7 protein-coding genes are annotated in these 11,092 nt (G+C 56.8%); 4 read left to right on the forward strand and 3 right to left on the reverse strand.

What is annotated here, in order from left to right; all coding sequences use genetic code 11:
* From M975_RS07125 to M975_RS07135, 3 genes are read right to left on the reverse strand one after another with little or no spacing between them, the layout of a single operon-like run.
* Nucleotides 1-1,518, reverse strand: a complete 1,518-nt coding sequence (locus tag M975_RS07125) for a sugar ABC transporter ATP-binding protein (RefSeq protein ID WP_083967849.1) — start codon at nucleotides 1,516-1,518, stop codon at nucleotides 1-3.
* Entirely contained in the window at nucleotides 1,518-2,120 is a 603-nt protein-coding gene (locus tag M975_RS07130; protein WP_064558252.1) for a DUF2291 family protein, read from the reverse strand. The genes M975_RS07125 and M975_RS07130 overlap by 1 nt, the downstream gene beginning before the upstream one ends.
* Before the next feature lie 13 nt (nucleotides 2,121-2,133).
* Nucleotides 2,134-3,075 carry a D-ribose ABC transporter substrate-binding protein gene (locus M975_RS07135; RefSeq protein ID WP_064558255.1) on the reverse strand — a complete coding sequence of 314 codons (942 nt, stop codon included), beginning with the start codon at nucleotides 3,073-3,075 and terminating at the stop codon, nucleotides 2,134-2,136.
* A gap of 211 nt (nucleotides 3,076-3,286) precedes the next feature.
* On the opposite strand from M975_RS07135, the gene M975_RS07140 reads away from it, so the two are divergent.
* The 4 genes from M975_RS07140 to M975_RS07155 form a co-directional block, all read left to right on the forward strand.
* Nucleotides 3,287-4,231 (forward strand): sugar-binding transcriptional regulator, encoded by a 945-nt coding sequence (locus M975_RS07140; protein ID WP_064518741.1) that lies wholly within the window; start codon nucleotides 3,287-3,289, stop codon nucleotides 4,229-4,231.
* Between the two features lie 214 nt (nucleotides 4,232-4,445).
* Entirely contained in the window at nucleotides 4,446-5,885 is a 1,440-nt protein-coding gene (aldA, locus tag M975_RS07145; RefSeq protein ID WP_064558256.1) for an aldehyde dehydrogenase, read from the forward strand.
* Between the two features lie 292 nt (nucleotides 5,886-6,177).
* Nucleotides 6,178-8,286 (forward strand): type VI secretion system Vgr family protein, encoded by a 2,109-nt coding sequence (locus tag M975_RS07150; RefSeq protein ID WP_064558257.1) that lies wholly within the window; start codon nucleotides 6,178-6,180, stop codon nucleotides 8,284-8,286.
* 56 nt (nucleotides 8,287-8,342) lie between these two features.
* On the forward strand, nucleotides 8,343-11,092 hold a 2,750-nt coding region (locus M975_RS07155), incomplete at its 3' end, for a DUF6531 domain-containing protein (protein WP_064558259.1).

The raw sequence follows: 11,092 nt of genomic DNA on the forward strand, positions 1-11,092 counted from the left end.
TCAGAACCCTTGTGCACTAGCGGAAACCAATGCCGATTCTTCGGCGTGTTCGCGGGGAATATCAGCGGTAATTTTCCCGCCCGACATCACTAGAATGCGGTCGGAAACCGCCATGATCTCTTTGAGATCGGAGGTGGAAAACACCACCGCAATCCCTTGTTCGGAAAGCTGAACCATCATGCGGAACACGTCGGCTTTCGCACCCACGTCTATTCCCCGTGTCGGTTCATCGAGCAGCAGGAGTTTCGGGTTGGTCAACAGCGAGCGGCCAATCACCACTTTTTGCTGGTTCCCGCCGCTCAACGCCTGAATTTCCACATCCGGTGATGAAACCTTGATGGAGAGGTTGCCAATAGTGCTGGCCACGACCGCCGTTTCATCAGGCTGCGATATGGCAAAACCACGCTGTAAACGCCGCCATAAACTGGCAATTGTCAGGTTGCTGGCGACTGACGATATCGGGAAAATTCCGGTACGTTTGCGATCTTCAGGCACCAGACTCATTCCCATACGGATTCGTTCGGCGGTGGCAAGGCGCGGTGGCACGGGTTTGCTGTCGAGCCATAATTTGCCCAGATAGTTGCGTTGTGTGCCCAGTAAGCACTCAAACAATTCGGTGCGACCGGCCCCCATCAGCCCATAAATACCGACGATTTCGCCCGCGCGGACCTGGAAGCTGACATCATTAACTACCGTGTTACCCGCGGAATTGACGCAGGTAATGTGTTCCGCTTCCAGAATGGCTGCGCCAAAATCACGCCCGGGTTTCAGGAAGCTGGACACCGGCTCGCTGCCCAACATTTCGCGCACAATCCACGGCACGTCGATATCACTGACCTGCGCTTCGGCCTGGAACTTGCCATCGCGTAAAATGGTTATCACGTCGCCAATCGCCATTAACTCTTCCAGACGGTGGGAGATATAAATAATGGTGACACCCTGGCGGGTGAGTTCGCGAATCACCCGGAACAGAATCTCCACTTCGGTTTTACTTAACGCCGAAGTCGGTTCATCAAGAATTAAGATGTCGGCGTCTTCGGCCAGCGCTTTGGCGATTTCTACCAGCTGCTGTTGGCCAACTTTCAGGTTTGCCACGATCTCTTTCGGGGAAATCGGCTGATCCAGGCGCTTCAGCAATTCCGCGCTGCGTGCCTGCTGCGTGGCTTCATCTATTGGCGATAACCCGTGTTGCAGTTCGCGCCCGAGGAAAATGTTTTCGGCAACCGTCAGGTTTTCGAACAGGTTCAGCTCCTGGTGAACCATGCCGATGCCATGCGCGGCGGCCTGGCGGGTGCTATTAAATTGCACCACCTCACCGTTCAGGCGAATCTCACCCAGACTTGGTTGCTGAACGCCCGCCAAAATCTTCATCAGCGTCGATTTGCCCGCACCGTTTTCGCCGATGATGACATTCACTTTGCCGCGCCAGACGTTGTAATCAATGTTGTCCAGCGCCACGGTGCCGGGGAACAGCATCGAGATGCCACGGGTGCGCAGAATGACAGGATCTTGCGACATTATGGTTGCCCCCGTTCCAGTGAAATGGCTGCTGCGTCACTCAGTGTGCCGTTGCGTAGGGTGACGGCCATCACCACGGTGACGGACTGTTGCTGCCAGCTTTCTTCAACTTTCGGCAGGTGTTTTGCAGCTTCACGGTTATAGGCTTTTGAAAGCTGCGCGAACTGCACCTGGTTGGTGAAATCTTCGAATTTGTAGCCAGTCGCATCACGGATTGCGTTACCACGAATCATCGGCCCGACCTGCACTTGCAGTGGCTGATCATTAACGGTGACGGTCAATGTGCGTTCACGTTCGTTATCCAGAGAAACGCTGTCGACTTTGCCCTGAACTTTCACGAATACGCTTTCGTTATTGGCGCTGGCGGCACGGGTTTTCAGCGTACTGCTATCCAGCGCATGGCTCTGCGCGGGCGTCATCACTTTGCTGTTCCAGGTTTGTTGCGCTATCTGCGCGGGTGTCTGGTTTGCGAAACTCGCTTTCGCATTCGGATCGGGAGGAATAATCGGTTGCCCGTTTTCATCCAGATCCACCACCCGGCAGGCAGTGAGCAACAGGGCACTGCAACATAACAGGCCAATACCCCATTGTTTGAGCGACATACAGCCTCCCGGATTACTTAGCCAGCTTGAAGGTTTTCAGCATCGATGCATTGCTGTCGTCAATTAACACGCAGTCCATCAGCTGTTTTTCCTGCAATTGCGGTTTACCGTTTTTCAGGTAGAAATCGGCTTGCACCACGGCCATTTGTGCTTGTTCCCAACCGGGTTGCAGCACGGTGGCTTTGATATTGCTCTTGGCGATAATCGAGTCGCGCACGTAGTCGCTACCGTCAAAACCCACCACGATGACATTGGTTTTCCCGGCGGCTTTTAAGGCGGCTTCTGCGCCAAGCGCCATGGTGTCGTTACCGGAAATCACGCCAACGATGTCGGGCTGAGTCTGCAAAATGGACTCCATGCGGGTGAAGGCTTCGGTCTGACTCCAGTTAGCGGTTTGCTGCGCCGCCATTTTCATATCCGGGTAGTCGTCGAGAATGTCGTGATAGCCCTGTGAACGCACGTGGGCATTGGTGTCTGACTGGCGGCCCAGCAACTCAACATATTTGCCTTTGCCGTTAAGCAATTTGGCAAATTTCTCTGCCCCCAGTTGTGCGCCCTGGTAGTTATTGGAAACAATCTGCGCCACGGCGACGCCGGTTTTGTTGATTTCACGGTCGATAAGGAAGGTCGGCACCCCGGCGGCTTTGGCCTTTTCCAGTGGCCCGACGGTGGCATCGGCACCCGCGTTATCAAGGATGATGGCTTTCGCTTTACGGGCGATAGCGGTTTCAATCAGCTGGTTTTGTTTGTTTACATCATCGTCATGAGAGGCAACCAGCGTGGTGTAGCCAAGTTCTTTTGCCTTCGCCATCGCGCCATCGGCTTCAGCTTTAAAGAATGGGTTGTCATGCGATGGGGTAATAATGGCAATCAGCCCGTTATCAGCGGCATACAGGCTAGCAGATGAAGCAAACAGAGCGGCAACGAGCGAGGTCTTTAGTAGGGTAAATTTCATTTTTATCTCCACATTGAATATATATTCAAATATGATTTATTATTCAATGTAACGATATGCCCCGATTATGGTTCTGTCCATGCGGAATTGAGCAAAATGATAAAAAGGCGAATGTGATCACAAATTGTACGAATTAACGGCAAAAGGAATGCTGTCTTGTTATTTATGCAGGCTTGAATAAAAATATCAGGTAGAGAATCAGGAGGCGCTTATGTCAAAGCAGGACGAACAACGTTTGTTGGTCAAGATTGCGACGCTCTACTTTGTAGAAGGGATGAAGCAGTCAGAAATCGCCGGGTTATTGCACCTGTCGCAGTCATTTGTCTCACGCGCTATCACACGCTGCCAAAAAGAGGGCGTGGTAAAAATCAGTGTTATCCAGCCCGCCAATATTTTTCTCTCGCTCGAACAGGCGCTGGAGAAAAAATACGGTATTCGCCAGGCGATTGTGGTGGATGTCGATGAGTCAGCACCCGCCTCGCAAATCAAACATGCGATAGGCAGCGCGGCGGCGCATTATGTGGAAACACGTTTACGGCCAAACGATCTGGTGGGGATTTCCTCCTGGAGTTCCACCATTCGTGCGATGGTCGATGAGCTCCACCCGCAGAGCATTAAAGCGCGCGGCGTGATTCAACTGCTCGGTGGTGTGGGGCCGAACGGTAACGTGCAAGCAACCATTCTGACGCAAAACCTGGCGGCGCAACTGGATTGCCCGGCCTGGCTGCTGCCATCGCAAAGTATTGAGCATTCCGTTGAAGAGCGCGCCAAACTGGTCGCCAGCGACGATGTCGCCGAAGTGGTGAATAAATTCGCCGAAGTGGATGTGGCTATTCTCGGTATCGGTGAGCTTGAGCCGTCCCAGCTGCTGAAAAATTCGGGCAACTATTATGGCGAAGCGATGCTGAAAACCCTTGCCGAACGCGGTGCGGTGGGGGATATCTGCCTGCATTATTTCAATGCGCAGGGCGAGCCGGTTTTGAGCAAAGAAGAAGATCCGGTTATCGGTATGGAACTGAGCCAGGTTCGGGACTGCCCGCATGTGGTGGCACTTGCAGGAGGGAATGACAAAGCCAATGCCATTCGCGGTGCGCTGCACGGCGGTTATATCGACGTGCTGATCACTGACTACCCGACTGCTCGCGAGCTGTTGTAATTCCCCTTTGATGACCGTTTTCAGGTAAGCATGCTGAAAACGGTCATTTTCAGTTTCCAGCCATTCCCCAAAAAGCGTTCTTTTCAGCCATTTTTATTGAGAACCATCACAGTTCATGAGCATATTGCCCGGTTAGCTGTTTTACAAACCTAAAGTGTTCACATGTATTTTACATACTCGAAACAATAAAACAGCGAACACAAAGGAGCCGGTCATGACAGCACCTGTACAACACCCGATGTATATTGATGGTCAATTTGTTCAGTGGCAGGGCGATCAGTGGATTGATGTGATTAATCCTGCAACAGAAGAACTGATTTCTCGCATTCCTGACGCAGACGCGAAACACGCCCGTGATGCCATTGATGCGGCGCATAAAGCACAGGCCGGTTGGGAAGCGCTACCCGCCATTGAGCGCGCAGGGTGGTTGCGTAAGATCTCTGCCGGTATTCGTGAGCGTGCAAAAACCATCAGCGCGTTGATTGTTGCGGAAGGCGGAAAAACGCAGCAACTGGCTGAAGTGGAAGTGGCCTTCACCGCCGATTATCTCGATTATATGTCTGAGTGGGCGCGTCGTTACGAAGGTGAAATTCTGCAAAGTGACCGCCCGGGTGAAAACATTCTGGTGTTCAAACGTGCGCTTGGCGTGACCACCGGGATTTTGCCGTGGAACTTCCCGTTCTTCCTGATTGCCCGCAAACTCGCGCCAGCGCTGATTACCGGCAACACCATTGTTATCAAGCCCAGCGAATTTACGCCAAACAACGCCATCGCTTTTGCGGAGATTGTCCATGATATCGGGCTGCCAAAAGGGGTGTTTAACCTGGTGCTTGGGCGCGGTGAAACGGTAGGGCAAGAACTGGCGGGTAACCCGAAAGTCGCGATGGTTAGCATGACCGGGAGCGTCGGCGCGGGTGAAAAAATCATGGCGGCGGCGTCTAAAAACATCACCAAAGTGTGCCTTGAACTGGGCGGCAAAGCGCCGGCCATTGTGATGGACGATGCTGACCTTGATATCGCGGTGAAAGCAATTGTCGACTCGCGTATGATTAACACCGGGCAGGTGTGCAACTGTGCAGAGCGCGTGTATGTGCAAAAAGGCATTTACGATGAGTTTATCACCCGTCTGAGCGAAGCGTTTAAACAGGTAAGTTTTGGCGATACTGGCGAGCGTAACGATGTGTCGATGGGGCCGTTGATTAACGCCGCAGCGCTGGAACGCGTTGAGCAGAAAGTGGCGCGAGCTGTTAGCGAAGGCGCACGCGTGGTATTGGGCGGCAAAGCGCCAGAAGGGAAAGGGTATTTCTACCCGCCGACGCTGCTGGTAGATGTGCGCCAGGATATGGCCATCATGCATGACGAAACTTTCGGCCCGGTGCTGCCCGTCACCACCTTTGACACGCTGGAGCAGGCGCTTGAAATGGCAAATGACAGCGATTACGGCCTGACATCTTCGGTTTATACGCGTGATTTAAATGTCGCGATGAAGGCGATTAAAGGGCTGAAATTCGGCGAAACCTACGTCAACCGTGAAAACTTTGAAGCAATGCAAGGCTTCCATGCGGGCTGGCGTAAATCGGGTATTGGTGGTGCCGATGGCCGCCACGGACTGAATGAGTATCTGCAAACGCAAATGGTCTATTTGCAGGTGTAATGATTTGTTATACAGGGAAGCTACGGCTTCCCTGTACTCCTCGCACCTGACTCCTTGTCCGCCGTTTGGATTTAAGTCAAAACGATTAATTCACAGTGTAAATCCCTTTAGGGTAATCATACGCAAAATTAATTAAATAGTTGATATATAAGTGATATATTTGTCTATTTTTTGATTTTCAACCTGAAAAACTGACCTCGGTCACACTATAAAAAACCAGACTGCTTATTCTTCTTCACCTGTTAACCATGTTTATCATTTGTCCGGCAGCGCGTCGGCACAGGGAAGAATTATGTCAGTAAAAGGACTGCGTTTTACGCTACAGGTGGCGGGGCTTGAGCCGGACACCTTTGCGGTGGTGAGTTTCTTCCTCCGCCAGCATTATTCCTCCTCCTTTATCCTCGACGTCGATGTTGCCAGCGACTCCTTCCGCCAGACTGCCGAACAGTTACTCGAGCAGAATGCCACGCTGACGGTCTGGCAGGGTGCCACCGCCGTGCGCCATGTCAGCGGCATGATTGCCACCTTCGGCATGAGCGAGAACAACGGCTGGCAGATGCGCTACCGTTTCCGCATTCATCCTCCCCTGTGGCGCTGTGGCCTGCGCCAGAACTTCCGTATTTTTCAGCAGCAGGATATCCGAACCATCACCGCCACGTTGCTGGCGGAAAACGGCGTCACGGACTGGACCTCCTCCTTTTATGAGAGCCATCCGGCACGGGAATTCTGCGTTCAGTACGGGGAAACTGACCTGGATTTTCTGGCAAGACTGTGGGCCGAGGAAGGCATCAGCTTCTTCGATGACGCCTCAGCGCAGGCGCAGAAACTGACGCTGTGTGATGACGCTGCTGGCCTGGTCCGCGCAGAAAATACCTTTCCCTTTAACCCGAATACCCCGGACGTGACCAGGGAGTGCATCAGCGTGTTTCGTTACGAAGCGAACGTGCTGCCGTCTTCGGTCATGAGCCAGGATTACACCTTTAAGGTACCGGACTGGCCGGGGAGGTATAACCACAAGGCCGACAGCCTGAACGGCCAGCGCGCACAGTATGAAATTTATGATTATCCGGGGCGTTTCAAGGATGAACAGCACGGCCGGGATTTTACCCGTTACAAAACCGAGGGCTGCCGCAATCAGGCGGAAACTGCCACGGGGACCAGCACGTCAGCGACGTTATGGCCGGGGGTGCGTTTCACCCTTTCCGGTCACCCGATAAAGGCCCAGAACCGGGAATGGCAGGTGGTGAGCAGTATCCTGACCGGTGACCAGCCGCAGGCGCTGCATGGCAGTCGCGGCGAGGGCACCACCCTCATCAACCAGTTCAGTGTGATGCCCGCTACACGCACCTGGCGTCCGGCCCCGCGCTTCAAACCGAAAGTCGATGGCCCGCAGAGTGCGGTGGTGACCGGCCCGCCGGGGGAGGAGATTTTCTGCGACGAACACGGGCGGGTGCGGGTGAAATTCCGCTGGGACCGTTATCACGGCGGCACGGAAGACAGCTCGTGCTGGATACGGGTGTCACAGGGGTGGGCCGGTGCCGGGTTTGGCCACCTGGCGATACCGCGTGTCGGCCAGGAAGTGATAGTCGATTTCCTCAACGGTGACCCGGACCAGCCGATAGTGATGGGGCGGACTTATCATGAATTTAACGGTTCACCGGGAGACCTGCCGGGAACGAAAACGCAGATGACCCTCCGCTCAAAAACCTACAAGGGCAGCGGGTTTAACGAACTGCGCTTTGATGACGCGACCTCAGCGGAGCAGCTGTACCTCCATGCGCAGAAGAACATGGACACTGAAGTGCTCAATAACCGCACCACCGATGTGAAAGTCAACCATAGCGAAACCATCGGTGGCAACCAGGTCATCACCGTGAAGCAAAACCAGCTGCAGACGGTGGTGCAAAACCAGAAAGAAATCGTGGGGCAAAACCAGAGTATCACCGTCGGCCAGAACCAGTCGGAGACGGTGGGTATTGTCCGCGCGTTGACCGTGGGGCTGGCTTACCAGACCACCGTCGGGGGCGTGATGAACACCTCGGTGGCGCTGACGCAGTCCTCACAGGTGGGGATACAGAAATCGCTGGTGGTCGGTAAGGGGTATCACGTCAGCGTCGGGGAGAATGTCACCTTCACGGTGGGTAAAAACCGCACCGAGAGCACCGGCAAAGTGGCGGTGTATTCCGCAGGTGAGCATCTGGAACTGCGCTGCGGGATGGCGAGGCTGGTGCTGACGAAGGACGGGAAAATCTTCCTCAACGGCACCGCCATTAATCTGCAGGGTGTGCAGAGCGTCAGCGGCGATGCCCTGATGATTAACTGGAACTGCGGTCTGACGGACAATCCGCCGGAAGCACCGGAGGCGGACAGCAGCCAGCCGCCGGACATGCGGCAGTTCTGAACGGCAGCCCCGCGTAACCATCAATTTTCAGTTCATGTAAACAGAAGGATTTGTGTATGACCGGTAAACCCGCGGCACGGATGGGTGACATGACGGCGATGGGCGGCCCGATAGTTCAGGGCTCCCCAGGGGTGATGATTGGCGCACCAACCGGAGTGGCCTGCTCGGTGTGCCCGGGCGGCAGAACCTCCGGCCACCCGGTGAACCCGCTGCTGGGGGCCAAGGTGCTGCCCGGCGAAACCGACCTTGCCCTGCCGGGGCCGCTGCCGCTGGTGCTTTCCCGTACCTACAGCAGTTATCAGACCCGGACGCCGGCGCCGGTGGGCGTGTTTGGCCCCGGCTGGAAAGCGCCTTTTGATGTGCATCTGCAGATACGTGATAACGCCCTGATACTCAATGACAACGGCGGCAGAAGCCTGCACTTTACTCCGTTGTTTCCGGGGGAGGTGGCGCTCAGCCGCAGTGAATCCCTCTGGCTGGCGCGGGGGGGCGTGGCTGCCCTGCAGGATAACCATCCGCTGTATGCCCTCTGGCTGGCACTCCCGGAAGACCTTCGCCTGAGCCCCCATCGCTACCTCGCCACCAGCAGCCCGCAGGGGCCGTGGTGGGTGCTCGGCGGGTGTGAGCGTATTCCCGCCGTCGACGAGGTGCTGCCGGCGCCGTTGCCGCCGTACCGGATACTGACCGGACTGGTGGATAATGTCGGGCACAGGATGATCTTTCATCGTGAGGTTGCCGGTGAATTCAGCGGTGACATCACCGGTGTCACCGATGGCGCAGGCCGCCGCTTCCGGCTGGTGCTGACCACGCAGGCACAGCGCGCAGAACAGGCCCGGAAACAAAAACAGCCGCCTTTCCCGGAGGCGTTGCCCGCCACCGGTTACGGCACCGACACCGGCGTGCGCCTGGCGGAAGTGTGGCTCACCCGTGACCCGCTTTACCCGGATAACCTGCCGGCTGAGCCGCTGGTGCGCTATCACTATTCCCCGCGGGGCGAGCTGGCCGGGGTGGACGACCGCAGCGGCACCGCCGTGCGCGGCTTCACGTATGATGCACTGCATTCCGGAAGGATGGTGGCGCACCGTTACGCCGGTCGCCCGGAGATGCGTTATGTCTATGACGCTGACGGGCGGGTGACGGAGCAGCGCAACCCCGCTGGCTTAAGCTACACCTACCGCTATGAGCAGAATCGCGTCACCACCACCGACAGCCTGAACCGCCGCGAGGTGCTGCACACCGACGGTGAAGGCGGCATGAGACGGGTGGTCAAACAGGAATTTGCCGACGGCAGCCTCACCCGCAGCGAGTTCGATCCGGCCGGCAGACTGGTGGCGCAGACGGATGCGGCGGGACGCACAACGCAGTACCGGCTGAGCCCCGGCAGCGGCCAGCTGACGGAGACCGTCGCCCCGGATGGCCGCCGCACGGCGTTTTACTACAACCGCCAGCAGCAGCTGACCAGCACGGTTCACCCGGACGGCCTGAAAAGCCGGCGTGACTATGATGAGCACGGCAGGCTGACCGGCGAAGTGCAGCGGGACGGCACTCAGACGCGTTATGGTTATGATGATCCGCACAGCGAATATCCGACCACCCGCGACGATGCCACCGGCAGCCGCCAGATGAGCTGGAGCCGCTACGGCCAGCTTCTGACGTACACCGACTGCTCGGGCTATGAAACCCGCTATGAATATGACCGGTTCGGGCAACTGAGTGCCGTGCATCAGGAAGAAGGCCTCAGCCGCTACCGGGTTTACGATGCGCGCGGCTGGCTGGTCAGTCAGCAGGATGCGCAGGGCAGGCAAACGCGTTATGAATACAACGTCGCCGGTGACCTCACCGCCGTGATGTCCCCGGACGGCAGTCGTACCACCACGGCGTATGATGCGTGGGGTAACGTGGTCAGCACCACCCAGGGCGGGCTGACACGCCGGATGGAGCACGACCTGGCCGGGCGTGTCACGGCACTGATAAACGAGAACGGTGCCACCACCACCTTTGGGTACGATGTGCGGGACCGGCTGACGCAGGAAAGCGGCTTTGACGGCAGAACGCAGCGTTACCACTACGGCCCCACCGGGCAGCTCATCCGCAGCGAAGATACACAGCTTGTCACGCACTGGCATTACGATGAGGCAGACCGCCTGACGCACCGCACGGTGAATGACGAACCGGCAGAACAGTGGGGCTACAACGAACGGGGCTGGCTGGCGGACATCAGCCATCTCAGCGCCGGCCAGCGGATTGCGGTTCACTACAGCTATGACAGCCGGGGGCGGCTTATCAGTGAGCGCCAGACGGCGCATGATCCGGCAACGCAGGCGCTGCTCTGGCAGCACGAGACAAAACAGGCCTACAGTGAGCAGGGGCTGATGAACCGGTTTAAGCCGGATAACCTGCCGCCGGTGGCGTGGCTGACCTACGGCAGCGGGTATCTGGCGGGTATGAAGTTCGGTGACACGCCGCTGATGGACTTCACCCGTGACCGCCTGCACCGCGAGACACAGCGCACCTTCGGGGATTATGCGCTGACGACGGCCTGGACCCCCGCCGGGCAGTTACAGCACCATCACCTGAGCCTCCCTCAGCTTAACCGCGATTACGGCTGGAATGCAGACGGGCAGCTGACCGGTATCCGTGGGCCGCATGAGCAGCGCGATTACCGGTATGACGGGGCCGGACGGTTACTCAGCACCCAGATAACCTCCGCGCAGCATACGCTGTCGCAACTGAGCCTGAGTGACCCGGCGGGCAACCGGGTGGCGGACAGGAAGGCCTTCCCGGCACTGCCGCAGAGCTGGCCGGC

The sequence above is a fragment of the Buttiauxella brennerae ATCC 51605 genome, assembly GCF_001654925.1.
GTDB lineage: Bacteria > Pseudomonadota > Gammaproteobacteria > Enterobacterales > Enterobacteriaceae > Buttiauxella > Buttiauxella brennerae.